This is a genomic window from Bradyrhizobium denitrificans, assembly GCF_013179005.1.
Taxonomy (GTDB): Bacteria; Pseudomonadota; Alphaproteobacteria; order Rhizobiales; family Xanthobacteraceae; genus Bradyrhizobium; species Bradyrhizobium denitrificans.
This window is the reverse complement of sequence record NZ_JABFDP010000023.1, coordinates 44,758-68,717: the sequence shown is the minus strand read 5'-3', so window position 1 is coordinate 68,717 and position 23,960 is coordinate 44,758. Positions and strand designations below refer to the sequence as shown.

General features: G+C 60.2%; 15 protein-coding genes. 2 read left to right on the top strand and 13 right to left on the bottom strand.

All coding sequences use genetic code 11. From position 1 onward, the window contains the following. Both HL671_RS25100 and HL671_RS25095 read right to left on the bottom strand, forming a co-directional pair. Positions 1–5,694 carry an nSTAND1 domain-containing NTPase gene (locus HL671_RS25100; protein WP_172239620.1) on the bottom strand — a complete coding sequence of 1,898 codons (5,694 nt, stop codon included), beginning with the start codon at positions 5,692–5,694 and terminating at the stop codon, positions 1–3. Positions 5,695–6,209: 515 nt separating this feature from the next. Next, complete coding sequence (locus HL671_RS25095; RefSeq protein WP_172239617.1) at positions 6,210–8,198, bottom strand: hypothetical protein; 1,989 nt, start codon at positions 8,196–8,198, stop codon at positions 6,210–6,212. Positions 8,199–8,429: 231 nt separating this feature from the next. Here HL671_RS25095 and HL671_RS25090 point away from each other — a divergent pair, with 231 nt between their 5' ends. After that, a complete protein-coding gene (locus HL671_RS25090; RefSeq protein ID WP_172239614.1) occupies positions 8,430–10,430 on the top strand; it encodes a toll/interleukin-1 receptor domain-containing protein in 2,001 nt (666 codons plus the stop codon). 289 nt (positions 10,431–10,719) lie between these two features. After that, on the top strand, positions 10,720–11,457 hold the full coding sequence (locus HL671_RS25085; RefSeq protein ID WP_172239875.1) for a toll/interleukin-1 receptor domain-containing protein: 738 nt from the start codon (positions 10,720–10,722) through the stop codon (positions 11,455–11,457). 212 nt (positions 11,458–11,669) lie between these two features. Here HL671_RS25085 and HL671_RS25080 read toward each other — a convergent pair whose 3' ends face one another. The 11 genes from HL671_RS25080 to HL671_RS25030 all read right to left on the bottom strand — a co-directional run bounded on the left by HL671_RS25080 (position 11,670) and on the right by HL671_RS25030 (position 23,959). Continuing rightward, positions 11,670–12,437 carry a hypothetical protein gene (locus HL671_RS25080; RefSeq protein ID WP_172239611.1) on the bottom strand — a complete coding sequence of 256 codons (768 nt, stop codon included), beginning with the start codon at positions 12,435–12,437 and terminating at the stop codon, positions 11,670–11,672. 82 nt (positions 12,438–12,519) lie between these two features. Further along, positions 12,520–12,900, bottom strand: coding sequence for a type IV toxin-antitoxin system AbiEi family antitoxin domain-containing protein (locus HL671_RS25075; RefSeq protein ID WP_246705923.1), 381 nt, complete (start codon positions 12,898–12,900; stop codon positions 12,520–12,522). Between the two features lie 182 nt (positions 12,901–13,082). Beyond that, positions 13,083–13,346 carry a hypothetical protein gene (locus HL671_RS25070; RefSeq protein ID WP_172239608.1) on the bottom strand — a complete coding sequence of 88 codons (264 nt, stop codon included), beginning with the start codon at positions 13,344–13,346 and terminating at the stop codon, positions 13,083–13,085. A gap of 316 nt (positions 13,347–13,662) precedes the next feature. Next, on the bottom strand, positions 13,663–15,021 hold the full coding sequence (locus HL671_RS25065; protein ID WP_172239605.1) for a tyrosine-type recombinase/integrase: 1,359 nt from the start codon (positions 15,019–15,021) through the stop codon (positions 13,663–13,665). Positions 15,022–15,524: 503 nt separating this feature from the next. Further along, positions 15,525–16,616: an ABC transporter ATP-binding protein gene (locus tag HL671_RS25060; RefSeq protein WP_172239602.1), complete on the bottom strand. Its 1,092-nt coding sequence runs from the start codon at positions 16,614–16,616 to the stop codon at positions 15,525–15,527. Positions 16,617–16,699: 83 nt separating this feature from the next. Continuing rightward, positions 16,700–18,139 (bottom strand): extracellular solute-binding protein, encoded by a 1,440-nt coding sequence (locus HL671_RS25055; protein WP_246579368.1) that lies wholly within the window; start codon positions 18,137–18,139, stop codon positions 16,700–16,702. Between the two features lie 48 nt (positions 18,140–18,187). Then, positions 18,188–19,225 (bottom strand): carbohydrate ABC transporter permease, encoded by a 1,038-nt coding sequence (locus HL671_RS25050; protein ID WP_172239596.1) that lies wholly within the window; start codon positions 19,223–19,225, stop codon positions 18,188–18,190. Then, positions 19,222–20,097, bottom strand: a complete 876-nt coding sequence (locus HL671_RS25045) for a carbohydrate ABC transporter permease (RefSeq protein ID WP_041751785.1) — start codon at positions 20,095–20,097, stop codon at positions 19,222–19,224. The genes HL671_RS25050 and HL671_RS25045 overlap by 4 nt, the downstream gene beginning before the upstream one ends. Before the next feature lie 8 nt (positions 20,098–20,105). After that, on the bottom strand, positions 20,106–21,029 hold the full coding sequence (locus HL671_RS25040; RefSeq protein ID WP_172239593.1) for a ribokinase: 924 nt from the start codon (positions 21,027–21,029) through the stop codon (positions 20,106–20,108). 5 nt (positions 21,030–21,034) lie between these two features. Beyond that, a complete protein-coding gene (locus HL671_RS25035; protein WP_012047536.1) occupies positions 21,035–21,490 on the bottom strand; it encodes an RbsD/FucU family protein in 456 nt (151 codons plus the stop codon). A gap of 81 nt (positions 21,491–21,571) precedes the next feature. Further along, positions 21,572–23,959, bottom strand: coding sequence for an aldehyde dehydrogenase family protein (locus HL671_RS25030; RefSeq protein ID WP_172239590.1), 2,388 nt, complete (start codon positions 23,957–23,959; stop codon positions 21,572–21,574). Between the last annotated feature and the right edge of the window lies 1 nt (position 23,960).

Sequence of the window (23,960 nt, the reverse complement as noted above, 5' to 3'; positions counted from 1 at the left end):
TCATCTCTTCTTGAATGCTTTCTCGATTTCTCCCATCAAGGGATGCGAGATGCCTGCAGCTCTGAACTTTACGAAATCACTTAGAATGGCGTGCTCCCAAGTTTCCTTCTCTGAGCTTGTGAGCCCTCGACCCGCCATATACGCATCCCTAGCTTCTGTGATGCGGTCGAGCAACATGAGCGCATGAGCCCTGTTCGTCATAGGCCCAAATCTCTGTTCATCTGTCTCAACGAGAGCGATTGCTCTCTCTGAATCCGAACGCGTGAGTTCAAAATCACGCGCAAAGATTGCGTACCAAGCTTCAAGGTTCAAGACGCTCGATAGGTTATGTTTGCCAATGAATCCGTACTGCGCAGCAAAACGGGCACGGCCGACATCCTCTTTGAAGATTTCTAACGCGTCGATATATTGTCTCTTATCATAAAAAGAACGCGCCCGGTCGGTGACGAGCTTGTCGAGCGCCGCCAAAATCTTAGGATAATATTGCGTAAGGTCGACAACACTTCCCTCAGTGTGATAAACTAGATTCTTGACCGCTGTTTCCGCTCTTAATAGTGGAGCAGATGAGTCAGCTACAACGGTCGAGAGGAAAAACTGTGCCGCGATTAGATCGTACTGCCAAATTTCATCGTTCTTGCTTTCCTTCACTTTCGATTCGATCAGGTAGCTAGCGAGCTCATAGTATTTCACAGCCATAGACATATCCTTTTTCTTCTTTGCGCATTCTCCCATTGCCATGATGATCATGAACTTCAGCTGCGCATATTTGTCCTGGTTTGACAGATCGCCAGAGCGCTTTTCCAAAGCCGTCAACGCTAGTTCATACATCGGTAAAGCGGTGACGTAGTCGTGTGCAAAGTATTTTTCGTCAGCCTCTCTGAACGAGTTGACGGCATCTTCGTACCGCGCAAGTGTTTTAGAGAAGGCTCCTCCAATCTCATCCATCAAAGGGCGCTGTAAGCCGGCCGCGCGCAGCTCGGCGAAATCATCCAATGCAGTCCGCTCCCAACTATCAACCGTGTTCGACCCGACCGACTTAACATCGCCATTTCGCATGTTCAGAAAATATCGTATGAGCTTGCCTTGCCGAGCAAGATATGCCTCACGCGCCTCGTCTGTACGGCCCATCAGCATAAGCGCATGTGCAGTTACAAGCCCCGCCAATGTCTTATCTTTTTCATCGCCGTAGAGAAGTGCCGCACGCGCGTATTCGATCGCGTCAGCAAATTTACCCGAGAATAGTGCTACTCTGGCGCTAGTGATGCCATCACGTTTCGCATCTACCGCCGCAATCAGGTCCGCGCCGTTTGGGAGCGGCTCGGCGCCCGTGCAAGACGGCTCGACCGCGCCTAACGCAATTGAAGAGGCGAGCGTTTGAAAGTTCCTATCCGCTAGCTGCGCACAGGCGATTCCCAAGATCGACTTTTCGGGAACTCCTTCTAGCGACCAAATACGAGCGTAGCCGTCCTCGCCTGTTGTCAGTAGAGACTTCCCGTCGGGTGAGAAAGACGCCGACGTGACCTCTCCCTCGTGAGCAAGAATCGTAACGATTGACGTTCCTGTCTCAACATCAAAGATCGAGATCGCGCCGGGAGACTCTGGGTGACCCGCAATGAACCTGCCGGATGGTGAAAAATGTGCTGGGCTCCCGGTGTTATCGATCACGACCTTTTGCTCACCAGTAAGTGCATCGTAAAGTCTAAGCTGGTTTGCAGCAGCAAGGATAAGACGATCGTTCGGAGAAAACTCTACGTTCCTCACCGGAGACGAATGGCCTCGCAATACGAATAGCTGCTTGCCCGTGGTTACATCCCACACCCGAGCCGTCGCGTCCACGGATGCAGTGACTAGTCGCTTTCCGTCGTGCGAAAACGCGATGTCAAGTATACCTTCACGATGACCCACGAGTTTCGCGATCAAGGCGCCGTCACTAACGCGCCAGATGCCGAGTTCGCCTTCAATGCTCGCACGTGCCAGTACATCCGCATTGGGTGAGAAGGCGATAGCAGCTGTGGGGTTCGATGTCTCACTGATCACTCTAAGCGTCTTGCCGCTATCGAGATCAACGAAGCCAACGTGAAACTCATCGTTATCTACTAGATCGGCAGCAAGTAACTTTCCGCTCTTTGAGATCGCAAGAGACGAAAGAGTAAAAACGTCATCTAAGTCTCGCACCCGCTTTAGTTCCGGCACAGTCCAGATCGTCACATGATGATGCGCGTCGCGCGTAATAAGTCGATCTCCAGACGAGGTCAGGCGAGCGTCTGAGACTGTAAACTTCCCGGGCGTTGTCTCAGACACAGAACCGGATGAAAGATCATCGATAATTCCTGATCCATTCCCACCGGCCAAAATTATCTTAGATCCGTCAGCGGAAAACTCGCCTGCATTGAACCGCACTTGCCCTCCACCAAAGATCAACTTCGCCGAAAAGGAGGTCGCATCCCAAAAAATTGCCGTTTTGTCAGCTGACACAGATACTATACGATCCGGGGGCATCGCATAGATCGCCTTTTCGACCGCGGCCCGATGGCCCTTCAGATTGGCAATCAGCTTCCCGGTCGTAGTTTCCCACACTTTGATCGATCCATCCGTTGCAACACTAATCAACCGGCTGCCACCTGGGGAAAAGCTAGCGCGCCCTAATCCGATGCCCTTCTCGCCGGCAGTGTGTTTCAATGTCCCGAGCAAAGCACCGGAATTTGCGTTCCAAAGCCGCACAGCACCGTCGAGCGCCGAAGTTGCAACAATTTTCCCATTAGGGGAAAAGGCGACGTCCTCCACCGGCTTACCATGACCCACGAGTTGGGCGCGCAGCCGACCGTCTCGCAGGCTCCATATTCGCACAGAATTTGCTCGATCTTCGGCGCTCGGATCCGCAGCGCCCATATAAGTAGCGAAAGTTACGCCGTCGGGAGAGAAGGCGACGCCTTTAACACCTCCAGGCTGCCTGTTTGAGAATGTAAGATTCATTCCAGTTCGGCCATCCCAAATAGCTACGGCGGGGTCGTTGTTGTCCAGAAGCCCCCCGGAGACAGTGACAATCCGTTCGCCGTCGCGAGAAAACCCCCCGTGCACAATATCTTTATGACCCGTCAATGTTGCGATCAGCGAGCGGGTCACGGCATTCCAAAGCCTCGCTGTGTTATCGCTTGAAGTTGTGAGGATGCGCTGCCCATCAGGCGAAAATTGCGCGTCGGTCAAGCTATCCGTATGGCCCTCAAGTTTTCCGACTGCGATGCCCGTTCTGCTATCCCATATCCATGCCGCGCGATCATTGCCAGCGGTGACGATGAGAGCGCCGTCGGGTGAATAATGCGCGCGACTGAGCGGTCCTGCTTTTGGGTCGAGTACACGAACCGATTCGCCAGAGGCCACGTCCCAGGTTCGTGCCGTTCCGTCTTCTGACACCGTAAGCAGTTGCTTCTGGTCGGGCGAGAATTCAATGTCCAGGACTGCACGAGTGTGTCCGGCCAGCACCCGGCGAGCGAATTGTTGCGATACTCCCCTCTGCAATATTGAGAACGTTGACAGCGAACGTTTGAGTGGGTCGATTTCGTCGCGAGGCCATGCCGCCAGCGCAAGCTTAATCGCCTCAGCCGGATTGTTTGATAATCTCGTCTCAGCGAGTGAAGTAAGCGCGGCAGCCTGATTTGCCTCGGCAATTCGTTGTTGCGCAACAGCCTCAGCCGCGCTCCTCTGTGAAGCGTCGCGCTGTCTTTCGGCCTCAGTGCCACGTTCGGTCGCGAGCGAGGCCTGGTTGTCGGCGATGCGTTTCTGGGCGAGCGCCTCCTGCTCGCTGTTCAAGGCGAGTACCGTTGCTTTATCAGCGACATTCCACTGCCAGCCAGCTAGCCCGGCAAACATAGTAGCGACCACTGCTGCAGTGACCGCGGCGCGCATCAGAAATCGCCGCCGTCGAACCTGACTATCGGCTTCGCGAATGCTGGCTTGAATAAAGGATTGCTCTTCTTTGTCGATATGGCGCGCATGGTCAGTCAACCATATGCGTGCCTTCGAAAGCTTTAGGCCCGTCAGCAAGGCGCCCATCTTGGCTTTTCCGGAGGCATTGCGCCAATCAGCAACGTCATGTCTCAGCTGCTCGCGGCCGATGATGAATTCACGCTCCTCGTCAAGCCAACCGCGTAGCAATGGCCATTTGCGAAGTAGCGCCTCGTGCACAACCTCGACTTGACGCACACCATCGTCAGCACTCGACGTCAGCAACCGAGCATCGACTAGCGCCTCGATCATGGGTCGGGCACGCGCTGGCATCTCATCGAACAGCGCCGGCCGTCGCACATACTCACCCTCGAGATTGACGCGCACGGCGGCGGGAACGAGAGCGTCCTTAAGTGCGGCCAAATCCTCGTCGGTCGCCCTTCTTCTTGCGAGCGTAGCGTCGGCACGACGCCGTACCGCGTTTTCCAGCGGAGAGAGATTCTCCTTCATATCGCCAAGAGCCTGATAGTCGGCGAGCGCTAACCGGCTCGAGCTGCCCCGCCCATCGCTGAGCTCTCGCAGGGCAAAGGCTAACAAGGGTAAAGCGTCGTCAACCGCGGCGTCGCGAGCGGCCGCCATTATCAGCCCTTCGTCGGCGGCAAGACCAGCCACGCGCGCGGGCCCCTCGATAATCTGACGTATCCGCTCTACAGGCATTGGCTTTAACGAAACCTGCTCGAACCGGCTGCTAGTCAGCGACTCTGCCGCCTGCCATTGCGGCAAGTAGTCCGAGCGCAGGCCGATCATAGTAACAAACGGCATGATGTCGGCCGACATCGCTTGGATCAATTCCAGCATCTTGTGGCTCTGGGCCGTTTCCGAGATGCTAAACAACTCCTCACCTTGATCGATGGTGAGCAGTATGGTTGCCTCGTTGGCACCACGGGCCATCCTCAGATCACGCGCCAGATTTAATAGGGCACGGGTCGCATCCTCCGTTTCTAAGCGTTGCAGCCAAGCGCGCCAGTCCTCGCCACTTACGCTGGCGAGAGTCTGCGCGAATTCGTCGATTGGCCGTGTGCGCGGGCGGAACGGCGGCAGGAGGATCCATCTCGTCTTGTCGCGGCTAAGGCGTGGGAGCACGCCAGCTCGGATCAAAGATGATTTGCCTGAGCCTGATGCTCCGAGCAGGGTCACGATCTTTTCACCGCCTTGAGAACGGCGCGCGTTGAGCCGTTCAATGAGACGGCGAATGTCGTCGTCGCGACCGAAATAGACCGCAGCGTCAGCCTCTTCCATTGCGGAAAGGCCAGGAAACGGCGAACGCGTTTGGTCCCACTCAAACCCGCCCTGTGAATTGAGTATAAGCGCGTTGAGATCTCTCGCGAGACGGTTTAGTCCGCCCTCACGGTCTTTGACCAGATCCAGATGCTGGATATCAGGTGAGACAATCAGATCGCCGTCCGGCGACTCTATAAGCGGATAGATCGCCTTGCCAAGTGCTCGCGCTTGAGTGAACTCGGCGAAGCACCATTTCGATGCGAGCCAACTTGGCGTTAAGACCAGAAGGACGGCGGCCGCCCGGTCGATTTCGCGGTAAATTGTGCGCTCCCAGTCTGCCCCCGGGGCAATACCGGTTTCCGTATCGAAATCGAGAAAAATGCTCGAAAAACCTTGCCCATCCAACCACTCCTTAAGCCGAACAACCTCGGCCAAATCCTTGCTTGAATGGCTTATGAAAATATTGGACATCTAAGGCTCGCTTCGGCCGCGCTTTGGAACTAAATTTGACGCAAGAAACGTTGGAAATGCAACGGGGTTTTCCAAAAGCTTGCGCTGACTTGCCTCGCTGAAAAGCATGGATCCAATATGAGCCGGCTGCGTCTGCGCTTGTCTTTTGTGCGATCGAGGAGGTCTCGAGGTCGACGAATTCCATGCGGCTTCACCCCCGGTCTACCTTTGACCAAGCTGAAATTTCGCACCACAGGAAGAAATCGCGCTAGTCGCATCGTCCGACGACTCGGCATCGTTCGCCTACCGAAAAGACGAGCTGGCCCGGCCAGTCAAGCGCCCGGGCCGTCGATCCTTCGAGTATCAAGGCCCTGTTGACGTCAGGAAATGCGCGCGAGGACCGCTACATGTACGTAACAACTCTCCTGGAATCGCTCGTCTAGATCGGCAACGAAAGCCGCGACCTCGGTTCGATCATCCGCACTACCAAGGCGTACAATCCAGAAGCATCTTCGCTAGCGTCCTCGAACAGCAGCTCATGGCAATTCTAGGCGCTTGTGGCCATAGACCGACTGCCAAGCGGCGAGATCCTCGGTCAGTATCTGCGCGGTGGTCAGCAACATATCTCCAGTTTCGTCAAGCCTGAGCGTGCTGCGGGCTTTCTTGATGTCTCCCGAAATCTCGTTGAGAGCCTCGACGGTCTTGGTAGACCGCTCCGCCACCTTGCCGAAATCTCCGGTCTCGCGCACGCCCGCCGCCGCCGCCCCGAACGCCGGCAATAGCGCCGCAAAGAATGTTAAAAGGTTAGTGCTCGCCACCAGATGACCAGAAAGCCATTCGGCCGCGGCGTGATCGCCCCATAGCTGCAAGGCTTCCTGACAGGCACAACCCAGCAGGAAGGCACCGAGGACGACGGCCGTAAGAAGAAAGCACCCGTCAGCAAAGCGATGCAGCCATTGGTCCATACGTCGCAACGCCGCTGCGTTGCCTTGATGCCAATTCCGCTGCGTGGTCACAACGAGACGGTCGAGCGCACCCAAGAGGCTACGTTGGTAGGTGCCGTCGAGCGAAGCCGAGGGCAGGCCGATCTCACGGATAGTTGCGCGCAAATACCAAAGCACCCACCCGTTCGCCGTCGATGCCGCACCAAAGCGGTGGGCGCGGCCGTGCTCGCCGACAAAGGCAAGAAACCTGGCATTTAATAGCAACTCGGCAAGGCACCGGTACTCCATCCATTTCTCTTTCCAGCGTTCGCGGCGCCCCTGCGTGACGATCCACACCACGAAACCGATCAGTAAGAGTTCGATCAGGACCAGAATGGCCTTTGCTAGCAGAAGTTGGTCATGATTTTCTCGAAACCAATCGTGGGCGAAGACGCCCATAAGGGCCACAGCAACCGCACAGCTGGCCAGTGTATAGCAGACGATATACGCCGACCGATATCGATGGGAATAGGCGCTAGCGAGCGCTTCCGCCCAGGCGAATCGCGGCAGCAGCATTTCCTCGAGACTTGCGCGGAGCGGGCCGACGGCTGGAATCTGACTGGGCGGTGGGTCCCACCGCAAGCGATGCTCGGCCCTATCGCTCGCGATCGCACTGCGTATCGGCTTGCCCTCAACTACACGCCGGAAGGCGTCATATGCGATCCATCGCGATGGGGAAGGCCACGTCTCTTGCGCGTAGTCCTTCAGTCGCTGGGCGACCGGCTCGGCCTCAAGCTTCTCGTCGCTGTCAGACTTGGCTTCCGCAATGCCGATCAGGACATCGATGGCCTCGCTCAATGAGCCCTTCGTGCAATCGGCATCTGGCGCGATGGTCTTGCCCCTTTCATCGAACCCCTCGATTATTCGGGCGGGACTGCCATGCAGCGGATTGATCCATACCGTCGGGATGCCTGCGGCGACCGCAGCACGCACCACATCCCCCGTGCCGCCCCGGCCTTCGTCGGCCTTGTCGTCCCACACCGCAACCAGGATGTCGATCTGCCGCAGCAGGAATCCGCCGAGACGCACATAGGCTGCTTCGCGCGCCAACCCGAGCGGCTCTGCCGCTTCATCGCCCCCGCCGCGGACACCAACAGATTCGGTCGGCAGCTCCAGCACGGTTTCGGCGCGATCCACCAAATTCGTGAAAGTTTTGACCGCCGAGTCGCCATCGCCGAGCAGCGGCGTTTCGAAATCCTTCACATAATGGTCACGCGGCAGCGGCAATATTGCGTCGAGTGCCCAGGCGGCCGGCATCGCAGCGACCGCAAGCTGGTCTGCGCCTTCCGCGAGGCCCGAGACCAGCCGCACTTTTGGGACGCCTTCGTAATAGTCCTGGTATTTCTCGATCAGGTCGGACAGCGCCCGGTCCACCGCATCAAACACCTCTTTGAGTCGGTTTGTCACGAAGCTGATCGATTGGGGGGGCAGCCGTTCTGGCTTCGGGCGATGTCCAGTGATGCCCACCCGCAATGTCAGCCCCGGCATGGGAGGATATTCGCCGAGTGCATTGGCATCGCTTTCCAGGGCTTGAACGGTCATCACTTACTACCTTTCCTCGGAATGTCGTCCGGCTGGGCACCAATAGAGCCTTGTTTCTTTGTGCTGGACAAGCGGATTGCTTCACCAGTTGGTAGTATCCTCGACGGCTGGCGGTTGAATGACCGTCACACTCCGAGAGTGAATCTTATCAGGAATTGCAAATAATCAGACTTGACAATTTATGGAAGCGCCGATTGCATAGCTTGTATGTCCGTCTTGGCCCTTTAAGCTATGGCTCCGGCAGCGCTCGCGCATATTTTCATTTCCTACTCGCGGGTCGATACCCTCTTCGTGGATCGGCTGGACACGGCACTCACCGGCAGGGGCTTCGAACTCCTGATCGACCGGCGCGATATTCATCACTTCAAGGACTGGTGGGCCGAGATCGAGCTTCTGATCTCCAGCTCCGATATTGTCGCAGTGGTCCTCAGCCCGGACGCCGTGTCGAGTCCGTATTGTTTGAAGGAGATCGAATTCGCCGTCTCGCTTGGGAAGCGCCTGGCCCCAATCCGCTATCGACCTGTGCCCGAAAGAGATCTGCCTGCGGCTTTGAAGCCGCTTCAGCTGTTCGACTTTAACCAAGAGACGTTCGAACCCAGCACAGCTGCGCTCGCCGCCGCTTTGGCAGACGATATCGACTGGACGCGCCAACACACTCAGATCGCTATCGCTGCCAGACGATGGGAAGTAAAGCATCGTCCCACGGGGCTGCTGCTGCGATCTCCCGCTCTGGAGGAGGCGGAGCGCTGGCTGGCAGCGCGGCCTCGCCGCAGTGAGGAGCCGGCCAGCTGGACGCGAGACTTCGTCACCGATAGCCGCAGGCAAACGACGCGACGCCAACGCCGGACCGTGGTGATGTCATTGACGGCGGCGACACTCGCCATCGCGATCAGCGGGTTCGCTTTCTTGCAGATGCGCGCCGCCGAACGAAACTTCGTCGCAGCCAAGACCGCTGCCGACGGCCTAGTGTTCGACTTCGTGAAATCGCTTCGTTACCAGAAGGGCATGTCCCAAGGACTGATCCGCACACTCTTGCAAACGGCAGAGCAGGTCATGGATCGTATCGCGCCGGAGACCGATACATCCAGCAGTCTGCTGCTGACGCGTTTCGAATTGTTGATCGAATTCCACCAGACCTATTGGAATTCAGGCGATCTCGCCCGCGCTCACGACTATGGTCTGCGAGCTTTGAGAACCGCCGACCAGTTGCTGGCACAGACCGGCGAAGCGGGTCGAACCCCCGACGCCCGCGCAAGGCTCTATCGAGCCTTGATGCAAACCGGAGATTCGCTGCGCAATGGTGGCGATCTAGACGCGGCGCGCGGCAGTTTCGAGCGTGCCCGCGACTTGGCGCAAGCGCAACTCGACGGCGGCGCAGCGCGCGGTGACCTACCATGTCTCCAGCCCTCCTGCCTGCTGCTGGCCAGAGCCCAGGCGCGGATTGGCGACGTGCTTCGAACTGCGAGTGAGTTCGAGGACGCAGAGGCTCACTATGAGAAAGCGCGAGTTCTGATCGACGGTTATCTCGCCGTGCGTCCTGGCGATGAAGAATGGCTCGGCGAAAGATCTCAACTTTATAACCGTTTCGGGGACAATCACCTGCGGATCTCACAACATGAGGGCTACACGCTCCTGGTCAAGGGTGCGATTCCGGATGACCGCGCGTTGCTCGCCGCCAGGGCCGGGCGGGATTACGAACGCGGGCTCGCACTCCGGCGGAAATTGTACGCGAGCGGAGGCCAGGACGTCCGACGTCATCGCGACGTCATCTGGAGCCTGTCGCTGGCGGGACTGGCGGCCATGCCGACTGATCCGGAGCAGGCGATCACACTTCTCGATGAGGGATTGGGCGAGGTCGCCGCCGCCCTCGCAGCCGATGGAGACAACGCCGAATTGCTACGCTACCAAGCACTGCTGTACGGCTTTCGGGGAGACGCTCATCTGTTGCGCGACAATCGAGAGGCCGCTTTTCGAGACTACGACGACGGACTCGGCATACGCCGCCGGCTCGCTGAGAAAATCGATCCGCAGAACGCGCGCTGGCAACGCGACTTATTCTACACCCTTCGCCGTTACGCATCGATCGCGCAAACGGCGCGTCCCGAGGCAGGCCAGCAGCTCTGGCAACAGGCCGGAGCATTGCTGCCGCCTCTGCTGGATAAGTATCGCACGGATCCGGTGCTTGCCGCTGCCGCGCGGGAGTTTAATGACGCTCGGAATGTAGGGCATTGATTTACGCAGGCGTCCATGCGGCTGCAAATTCAAGATGCAGGCCGATGATCGAAGGGTGCCCGAGGACCAGCACATCGAATATCGGGCATCCATGGTTCGCGTATAACAGGAGTCCGGTCGTGAACTACATTTCGTCCCCCCGAATCCGTCTGCGCTGCCGCGCCGCTATGCCGCCTTCATCAGCTACCGGCACCGCCCGCGGGATCGCGAATGGGCGATGAAGATCATGGCCGCCCTCGAGACCTATCGTACGCCACGCGCACTCTAGCAGCAGGCATTTCCAGATCGCATCGGGCATATCTTCCACGACGAGGACGAGATTCCTTCGACGCAGGATCTTTCTGAAGAAATAAGATCCGCGCTGGCGCGAAGCGACCACCTCATCATCATCTGCTCGCCGGACACGCCGGCTTCGAAGTGGGTGAGACGCGAGATCTCGCTGTTTCAAGAGATGGGCAAGGGCGACCGCATCCTGCCGCTGCTGATCGCGGGCCAACCAGAAGATTCTTTTCCGCCGGAACTCCGCCAGCGTCGCCAAGTCTTCACGAACCCCGACGGCACGGAGCGCGTGACATTCGAGGAAATCAAGCCCGTCGCGGCCGATGTGCGGCCGCGCCAGGATGAAACACGCAAATCGACCGAGAGGCGCGCACTGTTGCGGTTGGCCGCTGGTCTGATCGGCTGCCGTTATGACGATCTCGCTCGCCGAGACGAGGAGCGCGCCCGGGCGGCCTTCCGCAAGAAGCTGTATGCCACGGCAGCAAGCCTCGTCATTGCTTTGCTCGGCGGCTGGTGGACGTGGGACACCTACTACGCTTTTAAGACGCAATATTGCGCGGCAACCATCGAAAAGTTTGGCGTGCCCGAGTGCCTTGCCGAGCTCACGCCGGCAGAGTGGCAGGCGAGCTTGAGCTGGCGCCTGACTTCGCAGGGCGGCCGCTTACTGGAGAAGGCGCGGGTGAATGGGTTGGGAATTCCGGTAAGTTGGCAAGAAACCGATGCGCTGCCGAGCCTGGAGGATCTATGAGGATTATCGCACTCGCAGCGGCGACACAGCTTATCGCCTAGCCAGCGCTTGGTCATCCGAGGGGCCGCTGCGGGAGAATGCGTAGTGCTCGTGCGCAAACTCGGCGCAGCACTTCAAGCGGCAGCCGAGGCTTCCCTGCTCTGAAAGGCTCGCGCTCCTGATGCGGCGGTGGATGGCTCGCCAGCGCGCTTGCGATGAACGCATTGGGCGTCTTAAGACACGTTACTTCTCAGCTCGGCCGCGAGTGCAGCTTTCTGGTGCCCGATGGACGCATCAACCCGCTTGAACTCTGCGATGTCGAAAGTCCCCTCAATGATCTGCTCCTTTGTCGCCGTGAGGTGCCGGAACATATCCTGCACCAACGGCGCCATGCGCTCATCCTTGAAGGTTGCAATTTCGTAAGCGTGCGCCTCATCGTCCGCGAAGACGTCATGCGCAAGATCCATGATGCCGATTTCGAGCATATAGATGTCGCGGCCATACTGCTCATGCAGCTTGATTTGCAGCTCGGTGGCTTCGTCAAATTTGTAGAACGATTTACCAACAGTCGTGAGTACGGCATTGGTGCAGAGGGCGACGAGATAGAATTGCAGGGCATAGTGCTGCAATTCTTTAATGGTCCGATTCGACCACAATTGGCGTAATTTCTGAAGAACGATCTCTTTTCCGAGCGGCGTTCGAGCCTGCTTGAGGCAATACTCCCAATTTGCCCAATGCGCCTCGTTCAGGATTTCTCGCAGGCAGGTGGCGCGTTGACGCTCCCACGTCGGCTCCGAAGCAATCCTTTCCAAAGCCGGCGTTAGATAGTGGCGTCGATAATATTCGACGAGCGAGATTCGGACGCCTTCCCAGCGAACATGCAGATCCTGCATGGCCCGGACCAACTCCGCAGGAGCCGGCGGCTGACGGATCATGGATTCGCAATATGCAAAGAGATCGGGACGGCTCAAGGCGCGACGTCCGCCGGCTGTTTTCGCCATCAACCAAAGGTTCTTGCCGATCCCCATCCGTTGAGAATACCGGAAATTGCAATCAGGGAAAGGCGCTCCTTCAGTCCGGCGGCTAACTCGGCAGTCTAGGAACGAGGCGGTCCAGCTGCATGGGTGGGTTGGTGGCCTGCGGTTCGCGGTCCTTGGGACCGATGGCCATCCAGACCATGGAGGGCATGACGTCGGTGAGGTCGTGGAAGGCAAGCGCCGAGGTCAGCGCGATAACCCCCTTGGGCGCGCGTTTGGCGGCTTCGGCAAGAGAGTGGTGGGTCTCGATGGGCGCGTCGGGGAGTTGATAGAGCCCGCGCCCCAGTTGGGCGACAAGACCGTTTTGCTTCATGCGGGCAATAGTCGCCGTCGAGACGCCTGCGGTCGCGAGTTCGGAAGAGCGCGCGATGCCGCGCTCCTTGAGGAAGGCGATCGCACGATCCTGTTGCGTCGGGCGCTTAGCCATGCCTGACGATCTAATTCGTCGGATATAACATATTTATATCCGACATTTTGTATCAGACGGAACTTCGGCTGACAATCGGTAAATGTTCCGCCATCAGCTGATACGTATAGCTTTCCTATGGTTCCTGGGGTTAGCTCCGCTTGTCAGGAGGGGAGCCGCTCGGTTCCAATGAAGAAGCTGGATCATCTCGTCACCACCCACTTGATGGAACGCCCAATCAATCTTGAGCGGTTAACGGCCAATCTGGCCTCGGTGTTGGGCAAAGACAGCCGAAAAAGGCGATTGGTCGATTGGCGCTTCTCACCATCCAAACCGAGGTCACCGAAACGGACGAAAAATTGAAGCGCCTTTACAAGATGGTCGAGGATCACATCACCGGTCTCAATGATCTGCTCAGGCAAAGAATCGCGAGGCTCAAGTTCGACCGGGATCGCGCCAAAACGCATTGGAACGGATCAAGTCCAGACGGCCGGCGCCACGGTCTTGGATCGGAAGCCATTAATCGTTTCGGCAGGCAATGCGCGAGAATATCACCTCCGGCGATATTCCTTTCCGGAAGGTCTATATGCAGGGGGTGTCGTTGACCCAATCAAGGTCGACGACATTGTTATCCGTATTATCGGACATAAGGCGACGTCGGACCAGGCGTTGTCGGCCGCGTCGTGACGGCTGGCGGTGTTCGCAGGTGTGTAACGAAGTGGCGCACCCGAAACGATTGAAACGTCTGACCTTAGATTTGTAATCTGCAAGTCACAGGCATCGCTAGGCAGCGAGGCTCCTCTGATCTTCAACCTCGGCGGCCCGGTCACCGACAGCTTGAGCTAAGAAACGAGCCAACGCTGCTTTCCGCGAGTCGCGATCGAGTGCGTAAGCAGTTTGCTTGAATTTCACCCCGTCGAGGAGCCCTTTGATGTAGCCCGAAACTGTATCGGCGGCCATGATGAGCGCGGTGTCGAGTGTATGGATGTACTTGCTGGTGACGGAACCCTTCGAATGGCCAACCAGCGCTGCGATCGTAACCTCGGTAAAGCCGAGATCGTTCGCAATGCTAGCAAAACTGTGGCGCAGCACGTGAGGCGTGAAGTTTGGAAGCGACGATTTGCTGAACAACTGTTCCCAGTGGTTTGGAAAGCTGCCGAATGCGTTATCGTCCCCGTACCCCGGGAAAACATAAGAACCGACTTTCTTTCTCTTTCGGGCGTCCATGAATTCCACTACAGGAAGCCCAATCGGTCGGATTGAGGCTCCCTCCTTGCTGTCCGCTAGACGGAAACAGCTCGACTCGGTATCCACTTCCGACCACCTCAGGCCGATGATTTCACTACGACGGCAGCCGGTCAGCGCGATCTGGCGGATGATGTCGACCGTTATGGCGTACTTTTCGTCCTTTGCTGCTTCTTCCAGCATCTCACCCAGCGTCCGGTACTCGGCCTCCGTGAGCCGACGATTGCGGACATTGTCCTTCGGCTTGCGAATGCCGTGGGCTGGATTGTGCTCGATGATCCCGGCCTCCACCGCATAGGTGAGAATGCCCCCGAGGAGACCGACGGTTCGCGTTGCCGTGCCAACGCCGCCACGTACATTGGCTCGGCCACGAAGCTTCTTGGTCTTGACGCTGGCACGAGTCTTCCCGGCCATGATGTCCTTCAGGACCTTGTTGACGTCTGCTTTGACGAGATCCTTGACTCGGCGTGTGCCAATCAACGGAATGATGTGACGATGGATGCGCCCAGTGTCCGTCACCAACGTTGTCGACTTCTTCGGGCGTCCGCCCTTGCCTAGAATAAGACCCGCTTCAAAGTCTTTGAGGTAGAGTTCGCAGAGCTCCTTGACCGTCACCGCCTTGTGGTCGAGCTGCCGCTCCTCGGCCGGGTTGTCACCTTGTGCGACCCGCCCCAGCTGAATCTTGGCTTCCTTACGGGCAAGCTCAGGCGTCCAAACACCGTGAACCCCGATGCTATAGCGGCGAGAGCGGCCCGCTGAACGGTATTGAATTAGGTAGCTGCGCTTGCCCGACTTGAAGACGCGCAGGCCAAAGCCAGGCAGTTCGTCATCCCAGATCACGTAGTCTGTGCTTTGAGGTTCAGCGCCTTCGACAACGCGTTTACTGAGCTTAGGCATGGATTTTCTCTCCTCCGAAGCCCGTCTTCCGCGTAAGCACCACGTAAGCACTTGGAGGAAAACAGGAGCGTGTCGCAGGATATGCCCGGCGCAGGCTCATTCCAGATTCGATAATGATTAGAGTGGGATATCGTAGCATTGGATGTCCTGGCGTTTTCTCGCGCAGTACAACTTAAAATGCTCCGAAGGCAAAGGTCACACGTTCGAATCGTGTCGGGTGCGCCAGCGTTTCTGTCGGTCTGCCAACGCCTTAGAGCGTTGGTGGCAGCTCATCGGAAGCTCCTCGAACCAGCTGGTTGCACCCTGGTCACACGGGAGGAGCCGTTTGCATGGCGAGCCTGCGTCCAGACACGGCATGAGCCAAGTCCAGATCAGACATCACGGTCCCGCAGCGCCGGCCAAGTCGTTCCAGGCCAGATCCGGCGCCCAGCGCCCCAAGCAGAACCCCATACGACGTTCTTCGCGAGCGATGGCGACGTGGACCGCCGCGCCGGTGCCGCCGTTCAGGGAATGGCCATCCCCGTCGCCTTGTCGAAGAGGTGCGTTCGCTCCAGGTCGAGAGCGACGTCGATGAATTGATCGGGCGCCGCAGCCACCCCCACCGGCATCTGCGCCGTGAACGGAAAGGCGCCGACAGTGCCGATCACCAGCGTATGCGGCCCGAGCGGCTCAACGTCCTTCACCAGCAGGCGGATGGAAGCGCCCGCCGGGGCGTCCTGCCGCAGCACGTGGTCGGGGCGCACGCCGAGAACAACCGGCTTGCCGACGCTGCCTGCATAGGCGGCCTCCCGGGATTTCGGCAGTGTCAACGCCGTCCCCGACGGCTCGGTGAACACCAGCGCGCCATCGCGGGCGAGGATTTCGCCGTGAACGAAATTCATGCTGGGCGCGCCCATAAAGCCCGCCACGAAGAGATTGCTGGGCTTCTCGTAGATCGTGATCGGATCGGCCGCTTGCTCGATCCGGCCGCGATTCATGACCACGACGCGATCGGCCATGGTCATGGCTTCGACCTGATCATGCGTGACATAGACGATCGTCTTGGCGAGACGGCGATGCAATGACTTGATCTCGGTCCGCATCTCGATGCGGAGCTTGGCATCGAGGTTCGACAATGGCTCGTCGAACAGAAACACGTCCGGACTGCGCACGATGGCGCGGCCGATCGCCACGCGCTGGCGCTGCCCGCCGGAGAGCTGCTTGGGCCGGCGGTCGAGATATTGCTCGAGCTCGAGCACCCGCGCCACCTCCTGGACGGCTTTCGCGATACTGGCGCGTGGCTCGCCGCGTACCTTCATGCCGTAGCCGATGTTCTCTCCGACCGTCATATGCGGATAGAGCGCATAGTTCTGGAACACCATCGCGCAATTGCGCAGGCCGGGACGCAGCTGCGTCACATCGCGCTCGCCGATACGGATGGTTCCGCCGGTGACCGTCTCCAGCCCCGCGATCATCCGCAACGTCGTGGTCTTGCCGCAGCCCGACGGGCCGACAAGCACGACGAACTCCTCGTCGGCCACGTTCAGATCGAGCCCCTCGATGATCTTGTAGGGCCCGTATGCCTTGCTGACGTTCTCGATCTCGACGCGCGCCATGGAATCCTTTTTCCGTCCTCTCTGTCGACGGCCAACCCGCCCGGATGAGGCTCACGCGTCATCCGGGCAGGCCTCAGCGAACACTACTTCTTGGGCGGAAGCCCCATCGCCGCGCGATAGGCGGCAAGTTGCTTCGCGCGGCCGAACTCGTCGGTCAGGCGATTCCATTCCTTCGCAATCGCGTCCAGCGCGGCCTGCGGCGTCGTCTGGCCCGCAAGCGCCTTGCCAAGCTCGATCTCCACAACCTCAGTGTAGGAGAAATAGCCGGGCAGACGCATGTCGAGCGCGACATTCTTGCCGTTGATGGATTCGGCCTGCGCGCCGAGATACTCCTTCGCTTCCGCCGGCGAGAAGATCTTGCTCCACAATTCCAGATTCGCGGTGTGCGACTTGCGGTAGGGATTGACGCCGGTGCCGCCGGTGATCGCCGCCTGGCCGGAGACTTCGGGACTCGTCAGCGTCTTCACGAAATCCCAGGCCGCCTTCTGATTCTTGCCCGCGTTCGGGACACCGACTTGCCAGCCCCCAAACGCCATGAAGGGCGCCGGCAGGACCGCCGGGAACTTGTCCCACTTTTTCGTCTTCGCGTTCCAGATCTCGTCGGAGCCGGGCAGCACCGCAGAGCCGACCTTGCCTGAGATCTTCGACTGCTTGGGGTCGGCCGCAATCACGCCGGTGTCGCCCCAGCCGATCGATTCCGCGACCTGGCCGCCGGCGACCGCCGCGTTGACCTCGCCGAACGAGAAGTTCAGCGCGTTGGGCGGCCCGAGCTTCGATGCGCGGATATACTCTTCCAGCCCCTTCACCCAGCCGGGATTGTTGATCTGGGCATCCATCGTTTCGGGGTCGAAGAACATCGCGCCCGGATAGTTCGGATTGTTGGTGTAGGCGGCGGCGTGGCTGAAGAAGAACCAGAACTGCTGGCCGCCGCGACGGAAGGCTTCCGCGGTGCCCCAAAGTCCCTTATCCGGACGCTGGAAGAACTCCGCGATGTCGAGATATTGCTTCCAGGTCTTCGGCGGCGCCAGGTCATAGCCGTATTTGGCCTTGAACGCGTCCTTCTCCTTGGGATCGCTGAACAGGTCGGTGCGATAGGTGTAGGTGTGGACGTCACCGTCCATCGATTGCGAATAGATCTTGCCTTCCCACACCATCAGGCGCTCGCGATAGGCCGGCTCGATATCGTCCCAATCCTTGCCGGACTGCATGTCCTTGGGCATCTCGCTGAGATAGGGAACGAAGTCAGGCAGCCATGCCGGGGCGAAGCTGACCAGATCGAAGGTCGCATCCGAGGAGGTCAGCGACGTGACGATCTTCGGATAGAGCTCAGACCACGGAAACTCGACGACATTGACCTTGCCGCAGGTCTTCTTGGTCCATTCGTCCGCGCCAAGCTTGAGCGCGGAGGCTATATACGGTCCGGTCTGCGTCGCCACCGTCAGGGTGACGCCGGAGTAATCCGGGCTACAGGCCGCATGCGCCTGGCTCGCGGCGCAACCCATCGCGAGCGAGGTGGTCAGCATCAGAAACGTCCGTCGTAACATCGTCCAGTCCTCCCTAGATGATTTTTGCTATTTGATTGCCCCGAGCAGCAGGCCCGACCGCATCATGCGGCTGAGCAGGCCCGCCATGATCATCATCGGAACGATGGCGACGAGCGCCGCGGCGGAGATCGCCCACCATTCGTCACCGCGCTGACTGTTCTGTCCCGCCACCAGGATCGGCAGCGTCTGCCATCTGGAATTGGTCAGGAACAGCGCGAACAGGAACTCGTTCCAGACGAAGGCGAGCGTGATCATGAAGGTCGCGAGCAGCCCGTTCATCGACATCGGCACCACGATGCCGAGGAAGATGCGCCAGCTCGGCACGTTGTCGACCATCGCGGCTTCCTCCACCTCGATCGGGATCGCCTCGAAGAAATCCCGCATCAGCCAGACGACGATCGGCAGCGAGAACGCGACGTAGCACAGCGTCAGGCCAAGATAGCTGTCGACGAGCTGGAAGCCGAGCCGGCCAATTTCGCTGTAGAGCAGATACAACGCAAAGGCCGTGACGATCGGCGGGAACATGCGCTGGCTCACAAACCAGAACAGGATGTCCTCATTGCCGAGGATCGGGCCCGGCAACGGCAGCCGGTTGGCGATGATGGCAGCGACCAGCGCGATCGGAAACGCCAGCAGCAGCGCCTGCGGCCGGGTGAATCCGAGAGTGTTGTTGAACAGCAGATAGGCGCCGAGTGCGAGCAGGAAGAAGATCAGGCCTGCGCCGAACCGAACCTTGAACTCGAACCGCACCAGAGCATAGGCCGCCATCGCACCGATCGCGGTGGCGATCGCTGCGGCGGACAGGCCGACGATCGTCGAGTTCAGGAACGTCCGGAAGAACTCACCCCGGACCCCCTGGTAGAGATCGATGAAGGGCTGGAGGGTCGGCGTGAAATCGACGAAGGGGATGTAGGTCGGGCCGCCGACCACGCCCGGCGGCGTCTTGAAGGCGGTCACCACCACCCAATAGAGCGGGAACGTCGTGATCAGGCACCATGCAAACACGCCGACCGCGACGAGGCGCCGGTTCCAGCTCGACAGTCCGGTGAGGCCCCGCCGGCTCATCGCCGCTTCTCCAGATGCGGCCGCAACAGGGCCAGATAGGTGACGCCGATGATCGTGATGGCGATCAGGAACAGGAAGCTGAGCGCGGACGTGTAGCCGAGATTGAACTTCTTGAAGCCCTCCTGATAGGCGAACAATGTCAGTGTCTCGGTATCCACGCCAGGTCCGCCGCCGGTCATCACGAACACGGTGTCCATGATCTTGTAGCTTTCGATCAGGCGGATGAACACGACCGCGCCGGAGATCGGCAGCATCATCGGAAACGTGATGCCCCAGAACTGCTGCCAGGCGCTGGCATTCTCGAGCTCAGCGGCCTCGTAGACGTCTTCGGGAAGCGTTTGCAGGCCGGCCAACATCATCAGGATGATGAACGGCGTCCACTGCCAGATCTCGACCGCGATGATGCAGGCGAGCGCCCAATGTCCATTGGTCAGGAACGGCAGGTTCGCCAGGCCGAACATCGACAGCAGCTGGTTGAGCGGTCCCATGGTCGGATTGAAGATCATGCGGGCCACCAGTGCGACGGCAACAGGGGCCAGCAGCATCGGCAGCAGCAGGGCGACGCGAAACAGCCGTTCGCCCGGCACACGCGCATTCAGCGCGAGCGCGACGCCGAAACCAATCACATATTGCAACCCGACAGCGATGAAGGCGATCAGCGTCGTCGTCAGGATCGCATTCCAGAAACGCGGCTCCTGCAAGAGCGAGGCATAATTGCCGAACCACACCACGCGCGGCGGAATCGGCGGAATCAGCCGATAGCTGAGGAAGCTCGTGGTCAACGAGTAGATCAGCGGAAAGATCGAAATCGCCAGCACGACGAGCACCGCCGGCCAGATGAAGACATGCTTGATGGGATCATTCCGCAGCATGGCGCCGATCACTTCTGCAACAAGGCCTCGATCTCCGCCCGCCGCGGCATGGCAGGCGCAGTCCCGGCACGCGTCACGGAAATTCCGGCCGTCGCCGAACCGAAGCGCGCGGCCTCCAGCGGATCGGCGCCGCCCGCCAGCGCGGCCGCAAAGCCGCCGACGAAGGCATCGCCTGCACCGGCCGTCTCGACCACCTTACCGGCGGCAAATGGCGGCACGTGCAACGAATGATCTCGCCCGTGGAACAGTGCGCCACGCTCACCCAAGGTGATCAGCGCGGTCCCGGCCCCCTTGGCCAGCAGCGCGTCTCCCGCCCGGCGCGCGCCGGCAAGATCGCTCACCGCGATCCCCGTCAGCGCCTCGGCTTCGGTCTCGTTGGGAACGACGTAATCACATAATGCAAACAGGCGGTCGTCGAACGCGGTCGCAGGGGCCGGGTTGAACACCGTGATGCTGCCCGCGGCCCGCGCGATCTCGAGCCCGCGCTGCGCTGCGGCGACCGGCTGTTCGAGCTGGGTCACGAACACGCGGCTGCTGCGGATCGCCTCCGCCGCGGCATCGACATCCGCCGCGCCGAGACCATCGGCCGCTCCGCTCACCACAATGATGGCGTTGTCGCCGCGCGTCTCGTGGACATAGATGAAGGCGGCACCCGTCGGCGCGTCCGCCGTCCTGGACACGCGCGGCCGAATGCCCTCGGCTTCCCACGTCTTGACGGCAAGTTCACCGAAGGCATCGGCGCCGATCCGCGAGATGAAGGTCACCTCCGCGCCCGCGCGCGCGGCCGCGACGGCCTGGTTCGATCCCTTGCCGCCCGGTCCCATGGCAAATCCCGAGCCTGCGATGGTTTCGCCGATCGCAGGCATGTTGCCGGCCCGGAAGGCCAGATCGACGACGAAGATGCCGAGAACGGCGACGCCACTCTTGCTCATGATCGTCACTCAGCGTCCGGGGCAATGACGCCCTTGCAGAACAGGAAACAGCCGTAGAAGCGCCGCTCGCCGGTGGCGATCACGCAATAGGCTCGCTTGGCTTGCTCATAGAAGGCGTGGCGCTCGACCCCGACCAGCGGCCAGGAGCGCCCCTCGGCGCGGTCGATCACGGCCTGGACCTCGCGTTGGACCGGAGGCACCTCCTGGGGCTGGCCGACGATCTCCATCCGTATCGCGGCATCGTCCACGAAGGTGTCGAGCGGCATCACCGAGAGAATGGCTTCGATCGCCTTCGCCGTGCTGACGTTATCGATGCGGAGTAGCTCGCCGAATGTGGTCTGGCGCGCAATGGAGTCAGCAGGGAAGTTGGTGTCGCAGACGACAAGACGATCCCCGTGCCCCATCGCGCGCAAGGCGTAAAGCACGTCGGCATTGAGCAGTGGATTGATGCCCTTGAGCATGGTGTGTCCTCCCTCGTCTTTAAAAATTGCCCGGACTCTGACGGTCCGGATGCCAATCCATCTCACCGCAAGGTGACGATTCTAGTCTCCATAGGGAATCCAGATATTCTTCACCCGAACCGCGTGGCGCAGCAGGATCGGGCCCTCGCTGGCCGCCCTGTCGTACCAATCGAGCGCCAGTCCGTGGTCGACCAGTGTCCGCTTGAGGTTTCCGACCGACAGCCGCTCCGCCATTGTCGAGGCCTCCTGCGAGCCGAACACCCAGAGTGCGTCGACATCGTCGTGCTCGGCAAGAACCTTTGCCAGCGCATCGCGCTCGCCTGTCACGATATTGACGACTCCTGCCGGCACGTCGGATGTCTCCAGCACCTGATAGAAATCGGTGGCTGCCAGCGGGTGCCGCTCGCTCGGCACCGCGACGACGCGGTTGCCCATCGCGATCAACGGTGCCACCAGGCTGATGAAGCCCAGCAGCGGCGCCTCGTCAGGACAGACCACGCCGACCACGCCGATGGGCTCGTGCATGGCAAGCGCGACGCCGCGCAGCGGCGGTGTGTGGATCGTCCCCTCATATTTGTCGGCCCAGGCGCCATAGCTGAACAGCCGCTCGATGCTCGCCTCGACCTCCGCGCGCGCCTTTGCCGGCGAGACGCCGGTCAACTCGCCGATCCGCCGCGCGAACTCGTCGCTGCGCGCCGACAGATTCTCGCCAAGGTAGTAGAGGATTTGGGCGCGATTATGCGCCGTCGCCCGCGCCCACGCTTCGGCCGAACGCGCGGCGGCCACGGCGTTACGGATGTCCTTCCGATTGCCCTCGCCGACTTCACCCAGGGGCTTCCCCTTCGGAGACAGCACCGCGCGCGCATAATTTCCATCGGGGCGGACCTGCTTGCCGCCGACAAACAGCTTGGCGGTGCGGTCGATCGACGGCGTGCCGAACCCAGCGCCCTCCGTCGAAGCTTCGGGGAGCGGCGGCAGCTTGGCGCGCGCTGTCCGGCCGCTCCACGCCTTCGGCTTGAGATATTCGTAGATCCCTTCCCGGCCGCCCTCGCGGCCGAAGCCGGACTCCCGGCAGCCGCCGAAGCCGACGCTGGCATCAAACAAGTTTGTTGCATTGACCCAGACCACGCCGGCCTGAAGTTTCGGCGCGATATCGAGCGCCAGGCCGATGGTCTCGCTCCACACGCTGGCCGCAAGCCCGTAGCGCGTGTTGTTGGCGAGCATCACCGCCTCATCCGGCGTGCGGAACGTCATCGCGACCACCACGGGTCCGAAGATCTCCTCGATGGCCACGGTCGAGGACGGATGCACGTTCCACAGCAAAGTCGGAGGATAGAAGCAGCCCTCAGCGGGGATGGCTCCGGATGCCTGATATTTCTCGGCCCCCTCCTTCACACCGGTCTCGACCAGCGCCTTGATCCGCTCGAGTTGCACCGGCGCAACCACCGCGCCCATGTCGATCGTCTTGTCGAGTGGTGGCCCCACGCGCAGCGTCTCCATGCGGCGGATCAGACGCCTGCGGAACGTTTCTGCGATCCCCTCCTGCAGCAACAGCCGCGATCCGGCGCAGCAGACCTGCCCCTGGTTGAACCAGATCGCATCGACCACGCCCTCCACGGCGCCGTCGAGATCGGCATCCTCGAACACGATGAACGGCGACTTGCCGCCGAGTTCGAGCGTCAGCGATTTGCCGCTGCCTGCGGTCGATTGCCGGATCAGACGACCGACCTCGGTCGAGCCGGTGAAGGCGATCTTGTCGACGCCGGGATTGTCCACCAGCAAGGCGCCGGTGGCGCCGTCTCCCGTCACCACGTTCAAGACGCCGGGCGGCAGGCCCGCATCCGCCGCCAGCTCCGCGAACAGCAGCGCGGTAAGCGAGGTGAATTCGGCCGGCTTCAACACCACGGTGTTGCCGGCCGCCAGCGCCGGCGCGATCTTCCAGGCCAGCATCAGCAGCGGAAAATTCCACGGGATGATCTGGCCGATGACGCCGACCGGGACATGATCGGCGAATTCGCGCTCCTGCAATTGCGCCCAGCCGGCGTGATGCAGGAAATGGCGCGCGGCCAGCGGCACGTCGAGATCGCGGGTTTCCCTGATCGGTTTGCCATTGTCGATCGACTCCAGCACCGCAAACAGTCGCGCGTGACGCTGCAGCATGCGCGCCAAGGCATAGAGATGGCGGGCACGGCCATGGCCGCCGAGCTTTGCCCATGGCAATTGTGCCGCGCGCGCGGCGCCGACGGCGGCCTCGACATCGGCGGCGACGCCTTGCGCGATCCTGGCCAGCGGCTTGCCGGTGGCCGGCTCGATCGTCGCCAGATGCTTGCCCGAAGCGGGGGCTGCGAATTTGCCGGCGATGAAATGCCCGAACGTCGCCTCGTGCCGTTTCAGCCAGGCGCGCGCCTCGCCGTCCGCCTCGGGCGCCGAACCATAGTCCATGGTGTCAAAGTAATGCGCGATACTCATG

What these genes read in the sequence shown, in the direction of transcription:
- HL671_RS25040 (WP_172239593.1), bottom strand. Translation starts at nt 21,029, where the DNA reads ATGAGCAAGAGTGGCGTCGCCGTTCTCGGCATCTTCGTCGTCGATCTG.
- HL671_RS25035 (WP_012047536.1), bottom strand. Translation starts at nt 21,490, where the DNA reads ATGCTCAAGGGCATCAATCCACTGCTCAATGCCGACGTGCTTTACGCC.
- HL671_RS25090 (WP_172239614.1), top strand. Translation starts at nt 8,430, where the DNA reads ATGGCTCCGGCAGCGCTCGCGCATATTTTCATTTCCTACTCGCGGGTC.
- HL671_RS25045 (WP_041751785.1), bottom strand. Translation starts at nt 20,097, where the DNA reads ATGCTGCGGAATGATCCCATCAAGCATGTCTTCATCTGGCCGGCGGTG.
- HL671_RS25065 (WP_172239605.1), bottom strand. Translation starts at nt 15,021, where the DNA reads ATGCCTAAGCTCAGTAAACGCGTTGTCGAAGGCGCTGAACCTCAAAGC.
- HL671_RS25060 (WP_172239602.1), bottom strand. Translation starts at nt 16,616, where the DNA reads ATGGCGCGCGTCGAGATCGAGAACGTCAGCAAGGCATACGGGCCCTAC.
- HL671_RS25080 (WP_172239611.1), bottom strand. Translation starts at nt 12,437, where the DNA reads ATGGCGAAAACAGCCGGCGGACGTCGCGCCTTGAGCCGTCCCGATCTC.
- HL671_RS25095 (WP_172239617.1), bottom strand. Translation starts at nt 8,198, where the DNA reads ATGACCGTTCAAGCCCTGGAAAGCGATGCCAATGCACTCGGCGAATAT.
- HL671_RS25075 (WP_246705923.1), bottom strand. Translation starts at nt 12,900, where the DNA reads ATGGCTAAGCGCCCGACGCAACAGGATCGTGCGATCGCCTTCCTCAAG.
- HL671_RS25055 (WP_246579368.1), bottom strand. Translation starts at nt 18,139, where the DNA reads ATGCTGACCACCTCGCTCGCGATGGGTTGCGCCGCGAGCCAGGCGCAT.
- HL671_RS25070 (WP_172239608.1), bottom strand. Translation starts at nt 13,346, where the DNA reads ATGCGTTTTGGCGCGATCCCGGTCGAACTTGAGCCTCGCGATTCTTTG.
- HL671_RS25050 (WP_172239596.1), bottom strand. Translation starts at nt 19,225, where the DNA reads ATGAGCCGGCGGGGCCTCACCGGACTGTCGAGCTGGAACCGGCGCCTC.
- HL671_RS25030 (WP_172239590.1), bottom strand. Translation starts at nt 23,959, where the DNA reads ATGAGTATCGCGCATTACTTTGACACCATGGACTATGGTTCGGCGCCC.
- HL671_RS25100 (WP_172239620.1), bottom strand. Translation starts at nt 5,694, where the DNA reads ATGTCCAATATTTTCATAAGCCATTCAAGCAAGGATTTGGCCGAGGTT.